The sequence below is a fragment of the Hoeflea sp. BAL378 genome, from assembly GCF_000759435.1.
Classification (GTDB): domain Bacteria; phylum Pseudomonadota; class Alphaproteobacteria; order Rhizobiales; family Rhizobiaceae; genus Hoeflea.
On sequence record NZ_JRJG01000048.1, the window covers coordinates 38,983 to 59,119 of the forward strand.

Annotated in this window: 15 protein-coding genes and 2 tRNA genes; 12 read left to right on the forward strand and 5 right to left on the reverse strand. The window is 65.2% G+C overall.

The window, feature by feature from the left end; all coding sequences use genetic code 11:
• Positions 1-45 precede the first annotated feature (45 nt).
• Positions 46-1,011 (forward strand): sensor domain-containing diguanylate cyclase, encoded by a 966-nt coding sequence (locus tag LL06_RS12585; protein ID WP_052161500.1) that lies wholly within the window; start codon positions 46-48, stop codon positions 1,009-1,011.
• 125 nt (positions 1,012-1,136) lie between these two features.
• Here the strand turns inward: LL06_RS12585 and LL06_RS12590 are convergent.
• Positions 1,137-1,211 (reverse strand) — tRNA-Asn (locus LL06_RS12590).
• 159 nt (positions 1,212-1,370) lie between these two features.
• Between LL06_RS12590 and LL06_RS12595 the strand changes: the two genes are divergently transcribed.
• On the forward strand, positions 1,371-1,700 hold the full coding sequence (locus tag LL06_RS12595; RefSeq protein ID WP_244447116.1) for a hypothetical protein: 330 nt from the start codon (positions 1,371-1,373) through the stop codon (positions 1,698-1,700).
• 5 nt (positions 1,701-1,705) lie between these two features.
• On the opposite strand, the gene LL06_RS12600 is transcribed toward LL06_RS12595, so the two are convergent.
• Positions 1,706-1,779: transfer RNA gene (locus LL06_RS12600), tRNA-Cys, on the reverse strand.
• Between the two features lie 225 nt (positions 1,780-2,004).
• Between LL06_RS12600 and LL06_RS12605 the strand changes: the two genes are divergently transcribed.
• The 7 genes from LL06_RS12605 (at position 2,005) to LL06_RS12640 (ending at position 12,707) form a co-directional block, all read left to right on the forward strand.
• Positions 2,005-2,673, forward strand: coding sequence for a protein-L-isoaspartate O-methyltransferase (locus LL06_RS12605; protein WP_035527088.1), 669 nt, complete (start codon positions 2,005-2,007; stop codon positions 2,671-2,673).
• A gap of 199 nt (positions 2,674-2,872) precedes the next feature.
• Positions 2,873-4,207, forward strand: a complete 1,335-nt coding sequence (locus tag LL06_RS12610; protein WP_152599589.1) for a TolC family outer membrane protein — start codon at positions 2,873-2,875, stop codon at positions 4,205-4,207.
• Positions 4,208-4,400: 193 nt separating this feature from the next.
• Positions 4,401-5,189 carry a PopZ family protein gene (locus LL06_RS12615; RefSeq protein WP_035527091.1) on the forward strand — a complete coding sequence of 263 codons (789 nt, stop codon included), beginning with the start codon at positions 4,401-4,403 and terminating at the stop codon, positions 5,187-5,189.
• A gap of 382 nt (positions 5,190-5,571) precedes the next feature.
• Positions 5,572-8,388 (forward strand): valine--tRNA ligase, encoded by a 2,817-nt coding sequence (locus tag LL06_RS12620; RefSeq protein ID WP_035527093.1) that lies wholly within the window; start codon positions 5,572-5,574, stop codon positions 8,386-8,388.
• Positions 8,389-8,705: 317 nt separating this feature from the next.
• Positions 8,706-9,944, forward strand: a complete 1,239-nt coding sequence (locus LL06_RS12630; RefSeq protein WP_052161502.1) for an OmpP1/FadL family transporter — start codon at positions 8,706-8,708, stop codon at positions 9,942-9,944.
• Between the two features lie 254 nt (positions 9,945-10,198).
• A complete protein-coding gene (gene ilvD, locus LL06_RS12635; protein ID WP_035527097.1) occupies positions 10,199-11,923 on the forward strand; it encodes a dihydroxy-acid dehydratase in 1,725 nt (574 codons plus the stop codon).
• Between the two features lie 49 nt (positions 11,924-11,972).
• Entirely contained in the window at positions 11,973-12,707 is a 735-nt protein-coding gene (locus tag LL06_RS12640; protein ID WP_244447117.1) for a tetratricopeptide repeat protein, read from the forward strand.
• A 71-nt stretch (positions 12,708-12,778) separates the two neighbouring features.
• On the opposite strand, the gene LL06_RS12645 is transcribed toward LL06_RS12640, so the two are convergent.
• The 3 genes from LL06_RS12645 to erpA all read right to left on the reverse strand — a co-directional run bounded on the left by LL06_RS12645 (position 12,779) and on the right by erpA (position 14,302).
• On the reverse strand, positions 12,779-13,060 hold the full coding sequence (locus LL06_RS12645; RefSeq protein ID WP_035527102.1) for a hypothetical protein: 282 nt from the start codon (positions 13,058-13,060) through the stop codon (positions 12,779-12,781).
• 65 nt (positions 13,061-13,125) lie between these two features.
• On the reverse strand, positions 13,126-13,908 hold the full coding sequence (xth, locus tag LL06_RS12650) for an exodeoxyribonuclease III (protein ID WP_035527105.1): 783 nt from the start codon (positions 13,906-13,908) through the stop codon (positions 13,126-13,128).
• 58 nt (positions 13,909-13,966) lie between these two features.
• Entirely contained in the window at positions 13,967-14,302 is a 336-nt protein-coding gene (gene erpA, locus LL06_RS12655; protein WP_035527107.1) for an iron-sulfur cluster insertion protein ErpA, read from the reverse strand.
• 139 nt (positions 14,303-14,441) lie between these two features.
• Between erpA and LL06_RS12660 the strand changes: the two genes are divergently transcribed.
• The 3 genes from LL06_RS12660 to LL06_RS12670 form a co-directional block, all read left to right on the forward strand.
• Positions 14,442-15,647: a deoxyguanosinetriphosphate triphosphohydrolase gene (locus LL06_RS12660; RefSeq protein WP_035527110.1), complete on the forward strand. Its 1,206-nt coding sequence runs from the start codon at positions 14,442-14,444 to the stop codon at positions 15,645-15,647.
• A 63-nt stretch (positions 15,648-15,710) separates the two neighbouring features.
• Entirely contained in the window at positions 15,711-17,471 is a 1,761-nt protein-coding gene (argS, locus tag LL06_RS12665; protein ID WP_035527113.1) for an arginine--tRNA ligase, read from the forward strand.
• A gap of 174 nt (positions 17,472-17,645) precedes the next feature.
• The coding region (locus LL06_RS12670) for a hypothetical protein (protein ID WP_210165720.1) at positions 17,646-20,137 on the forward strand (2,492 nt) is incomplete at its 3' end.

The following is a 20,137-nucleotide window of genomic DNA, read 5'->3' on the forward strand; positions in this document are numbered from 1 at the left end:
CCCCGCAATTTGCCCCCGATTGTGTAATGAAAAAGGACTGCGTCGATGTCGGATACGCTGCTGGATCACGATGGTGACGGTTCCGGTGAGTTTTTCCGGCATATCGTGATGGAATCGGCGGATGCCGTGGTTGCCATCGACCTCATGCAGAGGATCGTGCTGTTCAACCCTGCGGCGGAGTCGGTGTTCGGCTATCGCCGCGAGGACATTCTGGGCAAGCCGCTGGAAACGCTGCTGCCGCACCGCTTCAGGAAAGGCCATGCGGGAAAGGTGGAGGAATTCCACGCCCAGCAGAGCCCGGCCAGGTACATGGGCGACCGCAAGTCCCACCTTGTCGGCCTCTGCGCCGACGGCACCGAGGTGATGCTCGGCTCGACGATTCTGACGGTCGCGACCCCTCAAGGCCCCGTCATGGTCGCCATGCTCCGGGACATCAGCGAGCGGATCCGGTTGCAGACCGAACTGGCCCGGCTGGCGAGCGCGGATCCGCTGACGGGGCAGCTCAATCGGCGGGCGTTTCTGGAATCGCTGGATCGGGAATGGCAAAGGGCCTTCCGCTACAAGAGCGGACTGTCGCTGGTGATGTTCGATCTGGATCATTTCAAGTCCGTCAACGACACCTTCGGACATGACGCCGGCGACCGGGTCATCTGCGAATTTTCCGACCTCGCGCGCGGAGCATTGCGCGACATCGACATTTTCGGCCGCTGGGGCGGCGAAGAATTCATCGCGGCATTGCCGCATGCGGATCTTCGCGCCGCAAGGGTGGCGGCGGAACGGATCAGGGAGGCGGTCGCGCGGCGGCGCTTCAATGCCGAGGGCGACGGTCCGTTGCGCGTGACCGTGAGCATCGGCGTGGCTGACATCCGCGAGGGCAGAAGTCCGCTCCAACAGATGATCAAGGATGCCGACCATGCGCTGTATGAAGCCAAGAACAACGGCCGCAACCAGGTCGTGATCTGGAACGGGGCGGGGAGCATCCGCGCGCTGGCGAGCGGCGGCGAGGGCTGAGGCGCACCCACGATTCATGACGCGCGCCTTCGAGGCTCGCGCATCTTCGGGTCATGCCTGGGGGTGGGGAGTCCGCCTTTGCTGCCGCGAGCAGACTGCTGAATAAAGCAAGGCGGAAATGGTTTTGGCTCCCCGGGCCGGATTCGAACCAGCGACCGATCGATTAACAGTCGATTGCTCTACCACTGAGCTACCGGGGATCACTGCCTTAAGCAGCGTGTGGGGCCTATAACAAATGCCTCTCCAACTTGCCAAGCGGTTTTTGAAGAAAATGTGTCGATCTTGCACCGGCGGGCGGCAAAGCCCATGTCTTGGGTCCGGCCGAGGCCGGTTTTGCCCGAAGGAACGGTCCGCACGCCATGCCGAAAAAGCCGATTTTCCACTTTGATGCCGCCCGCGCCGAGATTCGCGTCGGCTCGCACCAGTTCCAGCTCCCCAGGCACGCGCGCGGGCGGATCGCGCTCGGGGCGGGGCTGATCGTGGGCGGCACGCTCGGGTTCCTGCCTGTGCTCGGCTTCTGGATGGTTCCGCTCGGGCTTTTGGTGCTGTCGCAGGATCTGCCGATGGTCCGGCGGTGGCGGCGGAATTTCGTGGTGCGGATGGAGCGCCGCAACGCGGAGAGGCAGGCGCGCCGGGCCGCCCGCAGTGACGGGAAGAAGGATGGAGCTGCGTCTGATCTGGATGAGTGAGAGTTTGGAGGCCTCGCCCGGAATCGAACCGGGGTGCAAGGATTTGCAGTCCTCTGCGTAACCACTCCGCCACGAGGCCTCGCGCCGGTCATCGACCGACGGCTGGCAAATAGACGGAGAATCGCAGCGGCGCAAGGGGCATGTGCGCCCCCGCGGCCGCTTTCCTGCGCCCCGGGCCCGCCGGGGGGCGAAAACCGGCAGGGACGAAAACAGTGAATTCGAACCGCGCCGTCCGCGGTTCAGCTTGAAAGTCCGGATGCGTCGCTCTATTGAAGCGCAGGACGAGATGCATCGGAGAGACCTTATGGGCACCGACTATCAAGCTGCGCGCCAGAAAATGGTGGACAACCAGATCCGTACCACGGATGTCACATCGCATTCCGTGTTGAAGGCGTTCCTGACGGTGGCGCGCGAGGATTTCGTGCCGACGCCGCTCAAGCCGCTGGCCTATATCGACACCGACCTTAAGATTTCCGACAGCGGCGGCATCGGCCGCTATCTCATGGAACCGTCTCCGCTGGCCAAGATGCTGCAGCTCGCCCGGATCACGCGCGACCAGGTCGTGCTCGAGATCGGCTGCGGCGCAGGCTACACGGCGGCGATCCTGTCGCTGCTGGCGGGCTCGGTGGTGGCGCTGGAAAGCGATCCGGCGCTGGCCGACTCGGCGAGCACGCTGCTCAGCGAGACCGGCTACGACAATGTGGCGGTTGTGACGGGCGACCTGGAAAAGGGCTACGCGGCCGAGGGTCCCTACGACGTGATCTTCTTCAACGGCGCGGTGCAGACCGTCCCGCCCGCGCTGTTCGACCAGTTGCGCGACGGCGGCAGGCTGGTGGTCCCGGTCGGTTCGGGCCTGTCGGCGCAGGCCTTTCTCTACGTCAAGGACGGCGGCGAAGTCTCGGGCCGGGCCGCGTTCAATGTGTCGGTCAAGCCGCTTCCGGGGTTCCGGACGGTGGAAGAATTCGTGTTCTAACACCGGCCTGGCCCGCAGGGTCGGGGATGCTGCCAATCGCCGCGCTGTTGCGCGATGGCAACGTGACCGGGATTAGTGATGGCTGCGTCGTCTTGTTTGATTGCTTCGGACGGCGCGAGATATCATATGTGGTTAACACCATGATCGTGTTCTGCGCTAAGTCGGCATCCCGTTCCCGCGCACGCTGGAGTATGTACTCGTGTATTTTTTCAAAAAATCGCTTGCCTGTTTCGCCATAATCTCGGCGGTAGCCTTGCTTCCCCAGCCGGTGATGGCGGAAACCCTTTACCAGGCGATGGCGAAGGCATACGAAAACAACCCGGATCTCAACGCCGCGCGCGCCGGCCTGCGGGCAACCGACGAAGGTGTTGCCCTGGCCAAATCGGGCTACCGTCCCACTGTCGGGGCGGAAGCGATCACCACCTCGACCAACACCAGCGGCTTCGTGACCAACTCGGCCAGCATCGGCGTGTCGATCAACCAGACGCTGTTTGACGGATTCCAGACGCGCAACAATGTCCGCGCGGCCGAATCGCAGGTCTTTGCCGGCCGCGAGAACCTGCGCGGCACCGAAATCGACATCCTCCTCGCCACCGTGCAGGCCTATGCCAATGTCAACCGCGACAACCAGATCGTGGTCTACCGCAAGCAGAACATCGCCTTCCTGCAGGAACAGTTGTCCGCGGCGCAGGCCCGGTTCGACGTGGGCGAAAGCACGAGGACCGACGTGAGCCTGGCCGAGGCCCAGCTCGCCGGCGCCCGCGCCAGCCTGACGGCGGCCGTGGCCCAGGCCAAGTCCAGCGTGGCCGTCTATGCCCAGATCGTCGGCACGCTCCCCAGCAAGCTGCAGTCGGTTCCGCTGCCGCGCAAGCTGCTTCCCCCCTCGCTCGAGGCGGCGGTGGCGCAGGGCACCACCGAGCATCCCGCGGTGCTGGCGGCGCTCTACGGCGTCGACGCGGCCGGCTACGACGTCAAGTCCAAGGAAGGCGCCTTCCTGCCGGGCGTCCGGGTCAGCGGCACGGTCGCCCAGGCCGACGGCGGCGTCGACACGGCCCAGATCCAGGCGCGGGTGACGATCCCGATCTATCAGGGCGGCGCAGCCTCCGCCACGGTCCGGCAGGCCAAGGAGCGGCTGGGCCAGCAGCGCATCCTGGTCGATTCCGCCCGCCGCGCGATCGAGCAATCCGTGGTCTCCTCCTGGACCCAGATGGAGGCGTCGCTGGCGCTGATCGAGGCAAACCGGGCGCAGATCTCCGCCGCCAACCTCGCGCTGAACGGCGTGGTCGAGGAACGCCGCGTCGGCCAGCGCACCACGCTCGACGTGCTCAACGCGCAGCAGACCGTGCTGACCGCCAAAGAATCGCTGTCGCAGGCGGAACGCAATGCCATCGTCGCGACCTTCTCGGTTCTCGCCTCGACCGGCAAGCTGACCATCGACCGGCTCGGCCTGCAGGTCGCCAATTACCGTCCGGAAGTGCATTACGAGGCCACCAAGGACCGCTGGTACGGCCTTCGCACCGTCGACGGTCGCTGACCGGCGAACAGGCCGGGACCGGCATTCGCCTGCCGCCGCAACCGGATAGGCCGCACGCGGCCTGCGGGAATACCTGTGCATGAAAGCAGAAGCTTCCACCGGCGCGATTCTCAAGTCGCGGCCGATGCCGTAGACTGCGAAGGTGATTCGCCGGTCGGCATGAGCCCGGCGACGAGAGTAATGGAGCGTAATCATGGGACAGGCCGGCGCGCAGCGCGAACCGTCGATGGAAGAGATTCTGGCTTCCATCCGCAGGATCATCGAAAACAACGAACCTGCGGCGGACGGCAGTCATCCGGCAGCCGGCGCGCATGCTTTTGACGGCAGCGACGCCTATGCCGACGAACTGGATGCCGATGAGGCCGACGACCAGCATGCCCGGGACGACGAACCGGCTGTCCGTCCGGTCTCGCTGGCCGAGGTCGCGGCACTGGCGCGCTCCGTTCCTAAGCATCTGGACCTGAAAACGGAGCTGCCGCGCTTTGCGGCCCAGAATTTCTCCCCCCGGACCACTGAGGGCGAGACCGCCGAAGCCCAGGCTTCGGGCGACCAGGAGTCCGAACCCCGGACGGCGCCGGTCACCATGCAGGTCGTCGCGGAAATCGATGACGCGGCCGCCGAAGAGCTGCGCGACGCGCTGGTGTCGGACGAGCCGGTGAAGGCTCCGGACCGGACCGAAGCGGCCGCATCCGATTCCGGCCAGACGGATCCTGTCGCCCAGGAGCCGGCGCAGCCGCAGTCCGAGGACCGTCGCGGCAGCACGGGGCAACTGGTTTCGCTGCAGACCGGGGAAAAGGTCGCTGCCGCCTTTGGTGAACTGGACGCGGCCATCGCCGCCGGACAGCACCGCTCGTTCGACGAGATTGCCGAGGAAATGCTCCGGCCGATGCTGACGCAATGGCTCGACGACAATCTGCCGACGCTGGTCGAGCGGCTTGTGCGGGAAGAAATCGAACGCGTGTCGCGCGGAAACCGCCGCTAGCACGATTGCCCAAAGGATCCGGGACGCCCGGGGCCAGGATGACTGGCCTCACCGCGTTCGGCTGTCCGCACAGGGATGGTCGAGTGTGCGCACGCCAACATTATGCCCCGGGCGGCGTTTCGCCGCAAAGGTCCAGGCCCGCCACCGCGCACCCATCGGTTTACAGTGGATGCGCTGGGCAAGGGCGGCCAGTAGCGCGCAACCGCCCGGGCGCGCAGGAGCTTCGCCATAGAGAGCGCGCCAATTCGGTCATAATGTCATCCGACAGTCCGGGCTCCGCGCCCCGCGCCTTTGTCGCGGCGGCAGCGGCCGTTGCGGCTTGACCTCGGCTTGCAATCGGCTCTACAGCGGGTGCAATCCCGGACCACGGAGACCTGTGACGATGCTTGACAAGACCTATGACGCCTCGGCCGTCGAGCCGAAAATCGCGACGCGCTGGGCGGAGGCGGACGCTTTTGCCGCCGGCGCCGGCGCAAAGCCCGGGGCGGAGCCGTTCTGCATCGTCATCCCGCCGCCGAACGTCACCGGCTCGCTGCATATGGGCCACGCACTCAACAACACGCTGCAGGATATCCTGGTCCGGTTCCAGCGCATGCGCGGCCGCGACGTGCTGTGGCAGCCGGGCATGGACCATGCCGGTATCGCCACGCAGATGGTGGTCGAGCGGCAGCTCGCCGAACGCCAGCAGCCCAGCCGCCATGTCATGGGCCGCGACGCCTTCGTCGAGCGGGTCTGGGAGTGGAAGGACGAGTCGGGCGGCATGATCTTCAACCAGCTCAAGCGGCTGGGCGCGTCCTGCGACTGGTCGCGCGAGCGCTTCACCATGGATGAGGGCCTGTCGGCCGCGGTGCTGGAAGTTTTCGTCAGCCTCTACAAGGACGGGCTGATCTACAAGGACAAGCGCCTAGTCAACTGGGACCCCAAGCTTCTGACCGCCATCTCCGACCTCGAGGTCGAGCAGATCGAAGTCCAGGGCAATCTGTGGCATTTCCGCTATCCGCTCGCCGACGGCGCGACCTACGAGCACCCGGTGACCTATAACGAGGACAGCGACACCCACACCTACGAGACCCGCGACTACATCATCGTCGCCACCACGCGGCCGGAAACCATGCTTGGCGACACGGCGGTCGCGGTCAATCCCGAGGACGTGCGCTACAGGGACCTGATCGGCAAGCAGGTGGTTCTGCCGCTCGTCGGCCGGCGCATCGCGATCGTCGGCGACGACTATGCCGACGAAACCGCGGGCTCAGGCGCTGTGAAGATCACGCCGGCGCATGACTTCAACGATTTCGAGGTCGGCAAGCGGCATCATCTCAAGGCGATCAACATCCTGACGACCGACGCCCGGATGACGCTCAAGGACAATGACGACTTCCTCGACGGCCTCAAGGTCGAAGGCAAGCTGATCGAGGTGATGGAAGCGCTCGACGGCATGGACCGCTTCGCAGCGCGCGCGCTGGTCGTCGCCAAGATGGAGGAGATCGGGCTGCTCGACCATGTCGAGCCGCACACGCACATGGTGCCGCATGGCGACCGCGGCGGCGTGCCGATCGAGCCGTTCCTGACCGACCAGTGGTATGTCAACGCGGCTGAAATGGCCAAGCCGGCGATCGAGAGCGTGCGCGAGGGCCGCACCAATTTCGTGCCGAAGACCTGGGAGAAGACCTATTTCGAATGGATGGAGAACATCCAGCCCTGGTGCATCTCGCGGCAATTGTGGTGGGGTCACCAGATCCCGGCCTGGTACGGGCCGGACGGGCAGGTCTTCGTCGAGAAGGACGAGGAGGCCGCGCTCGAGGCGGCGATCCAGCACTACATCGCCCATGAAGGCCCGTGGAAGGCCTGGGTCGAGGAAAAGCTCGAGAATTTCCAGCCGGGCGAGATCCTGACCCGTGACGAGGACGTGCTCGACACCTGGTTCTCCTCGGCGCTGTGGCCGTTCTCGACGCTCGGCTGGCCCGAGAAGACGCCCGAGCTCGCGCGTTACTACCAGACCGACGTCCTGGTCACCGGCTTCGACATCATCTTCTTCTGGGTCGCCCGGATGATGATGATGGGCCTGCATTTCATGGAAGAGGAGCCGTTCCACACGGTCTATGTGCATGCGCTGGTCCGCGACAAGGACGGCGCCAAGATGTCGAAGTCCAAGGGCAACGTCATCGATCCGCTTGCGCTGATCGACGAATACGGCGCCGATGCGCTCAGGTTCACGCTGGCGATCATGGCGGCGCAGGGCCGCGACGTGAAGCTCGATCCCTCGCGCATCGCCGGCTATCGCAATTTCGGCACCAAGCTGTGGAACGCGGCCCGCTTCGCCGACATGAACGGCGCCGTGCTCGACTCGGGTTTCGATCCGTCGTCGGTCAAGCTGACCATCAACCGCTGGATCCTGACCGAGCTCACCCGCACGTCCAACGAGGTGAAGGCCGCCATCGAGGCCTACAAGTTCAATGAGGCCGCCGGCGCGCTCTACCGCTTCGTCTGGAACCAGCTCTGCGACTGGTATCTCGAGCTGCTCAAGCCGGTGTTCAACGGCGAGGACGAGGCCGCCAAGGCGGAGGCGCGGGCCTGCGCGGCGCATGTGCTGGCCGAATCGGTCAAGCTGCTGCACCCGTTCATGCCGTTCATGACCGAGGAGCTGTGGGAGCATCTCGCCGGCTCCGACGCGGGCCTTGCCTGCCATGCGGCGTGGCCGGAGCCGTCCTTCGCCGACGCGGATGCCGCCGACGAGATCAACTGGCTGATCGATCTCGTCTCCGGCCTGCGCTCGGTGCGCGCCGAAATGAACGTGCCGCCTTCGGCCAAGGCGCCGCTGGTGATGGTTGGCGCCAACGCCGCCACCGGGGAGCGGTTGGCGCGCCATGACGCGGCGATCAAGCGGCTGGCGCGGGTGAGCGACATCACGGCGGAAAGCGCGGCGCCCCGCGGGTCCGCCCAGATCGTGGTGGGGGAGGCGACCGCCTGCCTGCCGCTGGGCGATCTGATTGATCTGGAAGCGGAAAAGGCGCGGCTGGAGAAGGCGCTGTCGAAGCTTGCCGAGGACATCGACAAGATCGAGGGCAAGCTCGCCAACGAGAAGTTCGTCGCCAACGCCAAGCCGGAAATCGTCGCGGCCGAACGCGAGAAACTGACCGAGCTCAAGGGGCAGAGGGACAAGCTCACGCAGGCCCTTCAGCGCGTCAGCCAGGCCGGCTGACGCGTCCATCGCGGCAATTCCGGCCCGGGACCCGGCCAGCGCCGCCGATGCCGTGCAATTCGCGCAAAATCACGGCAATTGTGACCGAAATGCAACAAAAGCGTGTCACGCTGGCGATTTGGTCGGATTCTGACCCCCGGACGTCGATATCCGGGCCCAAGATCATGGATTTCGGTGCGGAATCGATGATTTTTGGCCCGGTTGTCGACAAGTCCAGCGTCCTTGCTTCCGCGGTTGCTTCCGGGGCGGTTTACAAACCCCTCATAATCATTACCTAATCGCCTCAATCGTAAGCTTTTACGTCCTGGAGGGGATTCATGATTCGCGCTGTTTTGAAAACGATTGTTGCAGGTCTGTCGGTGAGCGTCGCATTCGCGTCTGCAGCTCAGGCCGGGGGTCTCGAACGGGGTGGCTACAATATCGATCTTCTGTTCGATACGTCCCGTTTCGCATCCGATGCATCCGTGGCCTATGTCATGCCGGACCGGGAGTTGACCAATGTGGTCGACACCAACGCCCGTGACGGCATCGGCAGCAATGGCTTCGGCGCCGGCACGAGAACCGCCGACGAAACCGAATCCTACCTGGTGCCGAGGATCGGCTTCAAGGTCGGGCTTGGCGAAAGCGCCGACTGCATGGCCGACTATTCTCAGCCCTACGGCGCGCACACCAATCCGGGCGCGAACTGGATGGGCGCAAACAGCAACATCGAAACCAAGATCGAGAGCGACGGCCTCGCCGCAACCTGTTCTTACAAGTTCAAGGCCGGCAAGGGCGATCTGCGCGTGATCGGCGGCGTGTCCTACCTCGACATGAGCGGCTTCAAGACCCGTCTGGTCGCTCCGCCGGCATTGGCGCTGGGCAACGGCCAGGGCCGGCTCGACCTGAGCGGCGACGGCTATGGCTATCGCATCGGCGCTGCCTACGAAATTCCGGAAATCGCCTTTCGCGCCAGCCTGATGTACTACAGCGAAGTGGACCTCGACGACATCACCGGCACCCTGAACCTGTCGCAGGTCAACGGCCAGGTGATTCCGGTGTTCGGCTCCACCTCGATGCCGGAAGCGGTCGAGTTCAAGGTGCAGTCCGGCATCGCTCCGGGCTGGCTGGCCTTCGGTTCGGTCAAGTGGGTCGACTGGAGCCAGTTGCAGACGGTCGCCTTCTGCCCGACCGCAACCCGCGCGCTCGGCTGCTCCTACAGCGGCGTCAACCGCGCCACCTCGCTCGACCTTCTCTACCGGGACGGCTGGACGGTCAGCGGCGGCGTCGGCCATCGCTTCAACGACAACCTCTCGGGCCTGGCTTCGCTGACCTGGGACCGCGGCACCAGCACCGGGACCGGAACGCAGACCGACACCTGGACCGCGGCTGCAGGCATCGCCTACACCCCCAACCAGAACGTTGAAGTCCGTCTGGGCGGCGCGCTCGGCGTGCTGACCTCCGGCAGCTCGGGCGTGGTCACCACCTCGCAGGGCCGCTTCGGCACCGATGTGAGCTACAATTTCGGCAACGATCTGGTGGCCGCGGTCTCCGGCGCGATCAAGGTCAAGTTCTGATCCTGACCCCACGGGTCTGATTTCAAAACCCCGCCCTCGTGGCGGGGTTTTTCGTTCTGGACAGGGCAAATCCGGTGAATTTCTGCCGGTCATCACGCAATGTGACGATTCCGCAACACTTTTTTCAAATGCATCTGCTATGAAATCCGGGAGGCTTTTGGTGCCCATTTCCCGCCACAAACGGGGCGCACGGCAAGGCTTCAGTTCGGCCCCGCGGCCCGGCCAGTTTGGACCGGGGCGCGTTTGAGGATCACATGACCGCCAGTGCATTCGACAAGTCCAAGCTTCCGAGCCGGTACACCACGGTCGGGCCGGCGCGCGCGCCGCACCGAGCGTTCCTGTACGCCATGGGACTGTCGAGCGAGGAGATCGCCCAGCCGCTGGTCGGCGTGGCCTCCTGCTGGAACGAGGCGGCGCCCTGCAACATCTCGCTGATGCGGCAGGCGCAGGTGGTCAAGAAGGGCGTGGCGTCCGCCAAGGGCACGCCGCGCGAGTTCTGCACCATCACCGTGACCGACGGCATCGCCATGGGCCACCAGGGCATGAAGGCGTCGCTGGCGAGCCGCGACCTGATCGCCGATTCGGTGGAACTGACCATGCGCGGCCATTGCTACGACGCCATCGTCGGGCTTGCCGGCTGCGACAAGTCGCTGCCGGGCATGATGATGTCGATGGTCCGGCTCAATGTGCCCTCGATCTTCATCTATGGCGGGTCGATCCTGCCGGGCAGCCACCGCGGCCGCCAGATCACCGTCCAGGACGTGTTCGAGGCGGTCGGCCAGCATTCGGTCGGCAACATGTCGGACGAGGAACTCTACGAGATCGAACAGGCGGCGTGCCCGTCGGCCGGCTCCTGCGGCGCCCAGTTTACCGCCAACACCATGGCGACGGTGGCCGAAGCCATCGGCCTGGCGCTGCCCTATTCCTGCGGCGCGCCCGCGCCCTACGAGATGCGCGACAAGTTCTGCTATGCCGCCGGCGAGAAGATCATGGAACTGATCGCCAAGCAGATCCGCCCGCGCGACATCGTCACGCTCAAGTCGCTCGAAAACGCCGCCGCCGTGGTGTCCGCCACCGGCGGGTCCACCAACGCCGCGCTGCACCTGCCGGCGATCGCCCATGAATGCGGCATCGAGTTCGACCTGTTCGACGTTGCCCGGATCTTCGAGCGCACCCCCTACATCGCCAATCTCAAGCCCGGCGGCAAATACGTCGCCAAGGACATGTTCGAGGCGGGCGGGATTCCGCAGCTCATGAAGACGCTGCTCGAGCACGGCTACCTGCATGGCGACTGCATGACCGTGACGGGCCGCACTTTGGCCGAAAACATGGAGCATGTTCGCTGGAACGACGATCAGGATGTCGTGCATCCGGCCAACAAGCCGATCACCGTCACCGGCGGCGTTGTCGGGCTGAAGGGCAACCTGGCGCCGGACGGCGCGATCGTGAAGGTCGCCGGCATGGCCAGGCTGAAGTTCAGCGGCCCGGCGCGGTGCTTCGAGTCGGAAGAGGACTGCTTTGAAGCGGTCACAAACGGGAATTACAAGGAAGGCGAGGTTCTGGTGATCCGCTATGAAGGCCCCAAGGGCGGGCCCGGCATGCGCGAAATGCTGTCGACCACCGCGGCCATCTATGGCCAGGGCATGGGCGACAAGGTCGCGCTGATCACCGACGGCCGGTTCTCCGGCGCAACCCGCGGCTTCTGTGTCGGCCATGTCGGACCGGAAGCAGCAGAAGGCGGGCCGATCGGCCTGCTCGAGGACGGCGACATCGTCGAGATCGACGCGGTCGACGGCATTTTGAGCGTGAGGCTGTCCGACGAGGAGCTGGCCGCGCGCAGGGACAAATGGACAGCGCGGGAGACCGATTATGCATCGGGCGCGCTTTGGAAATACGCCCAGACGGTGGGGTCGGCGCGCTACGGCGCGGTCACCCATCCGGGCGGAGCGAAAGAAAAGCACTGCTATGCGGACATCTAGTCTTACCCGGACCGGTCTTTTTTGCGCAGCTCTCGCCGCCGCCATCGGCATGAACGAACCTGCGCGCGCGCTTGATCCCAATGCCGGCGTGACGCGCGAATCGGGTCCGTTCGATCTCTTCAAGTTCGGCTTCTCGGCCTACAAGAAGGGCCGCAAGGACGAGGCCGTCGAGGCCTACAAATATGCCGCCGAAAAGGGCCATCCCGGCGCGCGCTGGGCGCTGGCCAACATGTACGCCTATGGCGACGGCGTGGTGGAAAACGACTACGAGGCCTTCAAGATCTATGACGACATCGCCCGCCAGGGCGTGGAGCCCGGATCGCAGGACACCGGTTATTTCGTCAATGCGCTCTTGTCGCTGGCGTCCTACTACCAGATCGGCATTCCCGGCAGCCCGGTCAAGCCCAACCTGGGCGCCGCGCGCCAGCTCTATTTCCAGGCGGCGTCCGCTTTTGGCGTGCCGGAAGCGCAGTACCGTCTCGGCCGCATGATCCTCGAAGGCGAGGGCGGCGCCAACGACATCCAGCAGGCGAAGAAGTGGCTCAACCGGGCGCGCGTCAGCGGTCACCCGGCGGCCTCCGCCGTGCTCGGCAATGTGGTGTTCGAAGAGGGGCAGGTGGTTCGCGGCCTGGCCTTCATGACCACGGCGCTCGAACGTTCGGCGCCGTCGGACAAGCCGTGGATCCAGGCCCTGCAGGAGCGGGCGTTCTCACTCGCCGGCGAAGCCGACCGCCGCACCGCGGTGGCTCTGGCGCAGGACATGCTGGCCAAGGGCCTCAACTGACCTCAGTCCACTGATTCCGGCGGGAAATTATCCCCTTTATCAGCGCCGTAAGAGCGGGCAGGGGCGGAGCGTCAACCGCGGACTTGCGCCGTGGCCTTCCAGGGCGACATCTGCGCGGTGGGGCAGCCGTCGGAGATCTTCTTCCAGCTCGTGTTGTTGAGATTGCGTTCGCAGCGCGCCAGATAGCGCTGGGATGAGCCGATCTGCAGGCAGATCACGCCACCTTCCTTGATGCGCTTGCCGTTGCCGAGGCACTCGCACTCCTGTCCCGCCGTGGCGGGCGGAACGGACAGGCCGAGGACCGGAAAAACACCGAGCCCCACGGCCAACAGCCATGATCGCGCATGTTTCATGCCCGCATGATGCGCCTGTAAGGGCGTCTTGGCAAGATTAGCGGCGAGCCCCGCAGGGCGCTCGGTCAGATGGAGAGGGAGATCGCCACGGGAACATGGTCGGAGGGTCGCTCCCATCCGCGGACATGCTTTTCGACGGTCGCCGAGAGGAGCCGGTCGGCCGCCTCCGGCGAAAGCATCAGATGGTCGATCCGGATGCCGTTGTTCTTGGGCCAGGCGCCGGCCTGGTAATCCCAGAAGGTGTAGGTCTTGGGCTGGTCGTTGACGGCGCGGATCGCGTCGGTGAAGCCGAGATTCTCGAGCCTGCGGAAGGCCTCGCGGCTTTCCGGGCGGAACAGGGCATCGCCCTCCCAGACCTTGGGGTCATGGCAATCCACCGGTTCGGGAATGACATTGTAGTCGCCTGCGAGCACCAGCGGTTCCTCGAGCGCCAGCCGCTCGGCTGCGAAGGCCTCGAGCCGCTCCATCCAGGACAGCTTGTAGGGAAACTTCGGCGTGTCGACCGGGTTGCCGTTGGGCAGGTAGATGGAGGCCACGCGCAGGCTGCCGCCTTCCACCGAAAACACCGCCTCCATGAAGCGGGCGTGGTCGTCGGCGTCGTCGCCGGGCAGGCCGCGAAGGACTTCGTCCGGGCTGCGCTTGGACAGGATCGCCACCCCGTTGAAGCCTTTCTGGCCATGGGTCTCCACGTGGTAGCCGAGCGCTTCGATCTCCAGCCGGGGAAAGGCTTCGTCGACCGACTTGATCTCCTGCAGGCAGACGATGTCCGGGTCGCTTTCCCTGAGCCAGGTCTGGAGATTGTCGATGCGCGCCTTGATGCCGTTGATGTTCCAGGTGGCGATTTTCACGGCGTGCATCCTTCGCAAGGGGCGCCGCGTTTGGTACGCGGCGCGACTGGTGGGGCAATCAGATCGAGAAGCTGGTTCCGCAGCCGCAGGAGGCGACGGCGTTGGGGTTCCTGATCTGGAACGCCTGGCCCATCAGATTGTCGACAAAATCGATTTCGGACCCGGCCATGTAGACGAGCGAGATCTGGTCGATCAGCACGCGGGCGTCGTCCTTTTCCAGCACCACGTCGTCCTCGCCGGCCTGGTCGGCCAGATCGAACTTGTAGGAAAACCCCGAGCAGCCGCCGCCTTCGACGGAGACCCTGAGCGCCGACTTGCCAGCCTCGGCGGACACGATCTCCCTGATCCGGCGGGCGGCGGAGTCCGACAGCGTCACTTGTGCTGTTTCAGTCATAGAACCTCCTTGCCGGGGTCAAGGTCCGGCAGAGACATGTTTCAAATCACTTGCTCTATAGGTATGAAGGCGGTGGCCCGACGTCAATGCTTGGACGGAGTGAGTCGGGTCATCGTGATCGCCTGTTGACGGGATAGGCATGGAATTCGACGTGACACAGCTGGGTTTCGGAACCGGGACGCGCGCGCCCTGGGCTGAAAACCCCTGGGCGAGCCGCGGGCGGCTTGTCGCCGAGCCGGTGAGCCCGACCCGGTCCGAGTTCCAGCGCGACCGCGACCGGATCATCCACACCACCGCCTTCCGGCGGCTCAAGCACAAGACCCAGGTGTTCGTGGCCCATGAGGGCGATCACTACCGCACGCGGCTCACCCACACCATCGAGGTGGCGCAGATCGCCAGGGCGCTGGCGCGTGCGCTCAAGCTCGACGAGGACCTGGCCGAGGGCGTGGCGCTGGTGCATGATTTCGGCCACACGCCCTTCGGCCACACCGGCGAGGAGGCGCTCGACGAGCTGCTGGCCGACGCCGGCGGCTTCGATCACAACGCCCAGTCGCTGCGCATCGTCACCAAGCTCGAGCAGCGCTACGCCGATTTCGACGGGCTCAACCTCACCTGGGAGACACTCGAGGGCCTGGTCAAGCACAACGGGCCGCTGATCGGGGAGGGCACGGGCCCGGTGCCGGAACCGATCCTCGACTACAACCGGCGCCACGACCTGTGGCTGGCGACCCATTCTGCGCTCGAGGCGCAGGTCGCCGCGATCGCCGACGACATTGCCTACAACACCCATGACATCGACGACGGGCTGCGCTCCGGCCTGATCACGCTCGACATGCTCGAGGAACTGCCGATGCTCGCCCGGCTCCTGTCGGTCGTGCGGCAGCGCTATCCCGGTCTCGAGGAGCCGCGGCTGATCCATGAGGTGATGCGCCGGCAGATCACCGAGATGGTCGAGGACGTGATCGGCGTGGCCCAGGCCAATCTTGCCGAAGTGAAGCCGGGCTCCGCCGACGACGTGCGCCATGCCGGGCGGACGATGGCGCATTTTTCCGCCGACTTCGTGGCCGCGGACAAGGACATCAAGGCGTTCTTGTACCGCCATCTCTACCGGCACCCGGACGTGATGCGGGTGCGGGCCAACGCCACGCGGATCGTGCGCGATCTCTACGCCGCCTTCATGGCCGATCCCGGCGGGATGGGCGACAAGCACGCCCATGCCGGCGTCGAGGATCTTCCGGTGGACTTGCGGGCGCGGAAGGTGAGGGACTATCTCGCCGGGATGACCGATACCTATGCGATTGCGGCGCACCGGCGCTTGTTTGACCATACACCTGAATTGCGATAGGCAGCGGTCAAACGCGCGCGAGCAACCGTTTCGCTCCCTTTCCGCCATATCCGGATTTATCGCATGAATGTGTTCAAGGACTTCGAGACCAGAATCAAGCAGGCTGTGGAAGCCCTTGATATTGTGAGGGACGGAGGCGTCGAGATCAATTTCGAGCGGCTGGCCGTCGAGCCGCCGCGCGATCCGGCGCATGGCGACATTTCGACCAATGCGGCCATGGTGCTGGCCAAGCCGCTGGGCATGAACCCGCGGGCGCTGGCCGAACTGATCGCCGCCCGGTTCGAGGATGACGCCGATGTCGCCGAGACCAGCGTGGCCGGTCCCGGCTTTCTCAATTTCCGGCTGACGGCGACTTTCTGGCAGCGCCTGGTGGTGGTGATCGCCCGCGACGGCGTCGACTACGGGCGCTCGACGCTCGGCGGCGGCCGCAAGGTCAATGTCGAATATGTCTCGGCCAACCCGACCGGTCCGATGCATGTCGGCCATTGCCGCGGCGCCGTGGTCGGCGACACGCTCGCCAACCTGATGGGGTTCGCCGGTTACGACGTGACCAAGGAATACTACATCAACGACGCCGGCTCGCAGATCGATGTGCTGTCGAAATCGGTGTATCTGAGGTACCGCGAGGCGCTCGGCGAGGACATCGGCGAGATCCCGGCCGGGCTTTACCCGGGCGACTACCTGGTTCCGGTGGGCAAGGCGCTTGCCGAGGACTTCGGCACCTCGCTCAGGAACAAGCCCGAAGAGGAGCGCATGGCGCTGATCCGGGACCGCACCATCGACGCGATGATGGCGATGATCCGGGAGGATCTGAAGGCGCTCAATGTCGAGCATGACGTGTTCTTCTCGGAGCGCAGCCTGCATGCCGACGGCGCGCGGGCGATTCGCAACGCCATCAATGACCTCACCTTCAAGGGCCATGTCTACAAGGGCAAGCTGCCGCCGCCGAAGGGCCAGTCCGCCGAGGACTGGGAAGACCGGGAACAGACGCTGTTCCGCTCCACCGAGGTGGGCGACGACATGGACCGCCCGCTGATCAAGTCGGACGGCAGCTACACCTATTTCGCCGCCGACGTCGCCTATTTCCGCGACAAGTTCGAGCGCGGCTTTTCCGAGATGATCTATGTGCTCGGCGCCGACCACGGCGGCTACATCAAGCGGCTGGAGGCGGTGGCGAGGGCGGTGTCGGCGGGCGAGGCGAAGCTCACGGTGCTGCTCTGCCAGTTGGTCAAGATCTACCGCAACGGCGAGCCGGTGCGGATGTCCAAGCGCTCGGGCGATTTCGTCACGCTGCGCGACGTCGTCGACGAGGTCGGCGTCGATTCGGTGCGCTTCATGATGCTCTACCGCAAGAGCTCGGAAACGCTCGATTTCGACTTCGCCAAGGTGACCGAGCAGTCCAAGGACAATCCGGTCTTCTATGTCCAGTACGCGCATGCGCGCTGCGCCTCGGTGATGCGCCAGGCGCTGGAGATCTTCCCGGACCTGGATCTCTCGCCCGAGGCGCTGGCCTCCGCCGACCTGTCCGCGCTGGTCCACGAGAGCGAACTGGCGCTGATCGCCAAGCTTGGCGAATATCCGCGGATGATCGAGGCGGCGGCCGCCGGGCAAGAGCCGCACAGGGTGGCGTTCTACCTCTATGATCTCGCAAGTTCACTGCATGCGCACTGGAATAAAGGGCGTGATGAACCGGGTTTGCGGTTTGTTAACGATAAAAACAGACAATCAACCATCGCCAGGTTGGGTTTGGTGTACGCGGTCGCATCGGTGTTGAAGTCGGGACTCTCTATTACGGGAACTGACGCACCGGAAGAAATGCGCTAGACGTCACCTTTTCCCCACAATGCTCTGGCAGTAGAATGCGCGAGAGTATGTGAGTGATGCATGGCTGATCATCTGGATAGCAACACCCGGTCCCCGAATCCGGACACCGAAATCGACGATCCTTTGGCAGAACTTGCCAGAATCATCGGTTACGAGCGTCCGGCCGAGGGACGCATGCCCGCCCATAGCGCGCCTCAGTCGACCGAGTTCGATCTTGAGGCCGAACTGATGCGCGAACTCGATGTGCCGAAGATCCCGGACGTGGACGATCTCGATGCTGCCGAGGCCGAAGAGGGCTTCGACCGTCAGGCTTCCGACGCGGACGCCTATCGCGCGCCGGTCGAGGACGATGCCTACACCGAAGAGAACTGGCTCGATGCCCAGGGCGGCGACCTGCCGGAATGGGACGCGTCCGGGGAGTTGTCGACCGAGGACCTGGCCCGCGCGATCGAGGATGAGGTGTCCCTCTCCCCGGAGCTGACGGACGAGACAGGCTCCTGGGAAGAAGCCGATTCACTTTCGCCGGACGACCAGGCCCCGCAGGATATCTGGGCGTCATCCGAGCTCGATGCCGAGCCGGAGGCGCCGCTTGCGCCCGCCGGACCGGAGCAGGGCGGCCATGAGCCGGGTCACGTGATCGAGGCCGATTTCAGCAGCCGCCGCGCCGCACCGCTCGACACCGCCGGTGACGATGTTCTGGCCGACATGTTCCGCTTCGATCTGCCCGACCGCCAGACAATGCACGCGCGGCCGCCGTTCGCCCCGGCGCCGGCGCAGCAGCCTGAAGCGGCCTTTGCGCCGTTAGGCAGTGCGTACGACGAAGACGACTTCGCTGTCGATCCGGAAGCGTTCGAAGGCGTGCCGGAAGCGTCGCCGTTCGACGAGCCGGAGTTTGAACCCGAACAGGAGTTCGAACCCGAACCGGAGTTCGAGCCGGAGCCGGAGTTCGAGCCGGAACCTGAGCCCGCGCCGGCTGCCGTTGCGAGCGATGATGCCTTGCTCGATTTCGAGGATTTCCTGTCCACGCAGCTTGACGATTACGAACACGCTCTGTCGACCGGCGCCGCTCCCGCTCCCGCTCCCGCTCCCGCGCCAGCGGCATGGGAAGCCGACGGCGAGGCCGGACTCGGCGTTGTCGAAGCGGTGGAATCGGACCAGGGCGGGTGGAGTGATCTCCCCGCCGACGACCAGGCTGCTTTCGACGACCAGGCCCCCGAGGATGATCAGGCCTCTTTCGACGACCAGGCGCCGGCCGATGACCAGGTCTCTTTCGATGATCAGAGCCCGGCAGATAGCCAAGCCCCGTTCGACGATCAGGCTTCGCTGTTCGACGACCAGGCATCAGTGTTCGATGACGCTGCCGAGGAACTGCTGGCCGACATGGCGGTCGAGGACGCCGAACCGGAACTTGCAGAGGTGCCCGAGGAAAGCTGGTCCGTCGACACGATTGAAGACGGTCTCGCCGAGGAATTGGGCGAAGAGCTCGAGGATCTGTTCGTCCTGCCCGACAGGCCGGATGACCGCTATGAGGCAAAGGCCGAGGAACCGGACGAGATCGACATCGATCTTGATCTCGACCTCGAGGAAGTTCTTGCCGAAACCTCCGCCGAATTCGACAGCGAATGGGACGACGAGCCTGCCGCAGTTTCGCCGGAGGAAGACGCTGCCTCCGTTTCACCGCTCGAGCCCCAGCAGGCGGTTGCCGCCTCCGCCGGATGGCTTGCCGCCAAGCCCGCGGCGGCCGCGATCGAGCGCGACGCGATGAGCGAAGCCTTCCTCGGGCTGGTGCCGGACGAGGACGATGAGGGCGTCGAGCCGTCTGAGGTTCCCGCTCGACCGATCGCACAAGCCGTGGAACATGCCCCGGACCAGTCTGGTAACCGGCCGGAGGAACAGGCCCCGGATCAGGCGGAAGAGCTGCCGGAACAGGACGATTGGCTCGGCGGATTCGAAACGACGGAGACCGCCGAGCAGGCGGCGTCGGACGACTATTATTTCGATGCGGAGCTGATTTCCGAACCCGAGGTCGCCGTCGAGGCTGTCGCCGAGATCGATGTGCCCGAGATGGCGCATGATGAGCCGCAGCCGCTGGACCCGGATTACGACACCGAAATCGAGCGGGAATTCGCCGACATCATCGAGGCGTCGGAAGCCGCACCCGAGGCTGTCGCCAGCGCCGCCTATGCGGTGCCGGAAGACTGGAGCCGCGGCGCCGCTGCCGCGCGCGGCTATGAGATCTCCGACGACTACATCGCGCTCGAGCGCGAACTGGGCGCCGGCGACCAGGCCGAGCTGTCCTATCGGGGCGCCGCACCCTATCGCGAAGACCAGGTGTCCTTCCGTCAGGAGTATGCCGGCGACTATGAGGGCGAGAGCGTCGACCCCGCCGACGAACGGCGGTCGGGCTCGCGCGGCCCCTTGCTGGCCCTCGTGGTGCTCGGGGTGGCGGTGCTCGCGGGCGCCGGAGCACTCGGCTGGAGCATGCTGTCGGGCGACAGTACCAGCGCCGATGGCGGACCCCGCATCATCCGCGCCGACACGGAGCCGGTGAAGGTCCTGCCGGAAAACCCCGGCGGCGTGACCGTTCCCAACCAGGACAAGGCCGTCTACGACCGGGTCGCCGGCGGCGATTCCGCATCGCCGGGCCAGCCGGCACTTGTCAATTC

Bases quoted from the DNA above. Each gene is read 5' to 3' on its own strand.
- LL06_RS12620 (WP_035527093.1), top strand. From the start codon at position 5,572: ATGCTTGACAAGACCTATGACGCCTCGGCCGTCGAGCCGAAAATCGCG.
- LL06_RS12615 (WP_035527091.1), top strand. From the start codon at position 4,401: ATGGGACAGGCCGGCGCGCAGCGCGAACCGTCGATGGAAGAGATTCTG.
- ilvD (WP_035527097.1), top strand. From the start codon at position 10,199: ATGACCGCCAGTGCATTCGACAAGTCCAAGCTTCCGAGCCGGTACACC.
- LL06_RS12595 (WP_244447116.1), top strand. From the start codon at position 1,371: ATGCCGAAAAAGCCGATTTTCCACTTTGATGCCGCCCGCGCCGAGATT.
- argS (WP_035527113.1), top strand. From the start codon at position 15,711: ATGAATGTGTTCAAGGACTTCGAGACCAGAATCAAGCAGGCTGTGGAA.
- LL06_RS12630 (WP_052161502.1), top strand. From the start codon at position 8,706: ATGATTCGCGCTGTTTTGAAAACGATTGTTGCAGGTCTGTCGGTGAGC.
- erpA (WP_035527107.1), bottom strand. From the start codon at position 14,302: ATGACTGAAACAGCACAAGTGACGCTGTCGGACTCCGCCGCCCGCCGG.
- LL06_RS12645 (WP_035527102.1), bottom strand. From the start codon at position 13,060: ATGAAACATGCGCGATCATGGCTGTTGGCCGTGGGGCTCGGTGTTTTT.
- LL06_RS12585 (WP_052161500.1), top strand. From the start codon at position 46: ATGTCGGATACGCTGCTGGATCACGATGGTGACGGTTCCGGTGAGTTT.
- LL06_RS12640 (WP_244447117.1), top strand. From the start codon at position 11,973: ATGAACGAACCTGCGCGCGCGCTTGATCCCAATGCCGGCGTGACGCGC.
- LL06_RS12660 (WP_035527110.1), top strand. From the start codon at position 14,442: ATGGAATTCGACGTGACACAGCTGGGTTTCGGAACCGGGACGCGCGCG.
- LL06_RS12605 (WP_035527088.1), top strand. From the start codon at position 2,005: ATGGGCACCGACTATCAAGCTGCGCGCCAGAAAATGGTGGACAACCAG.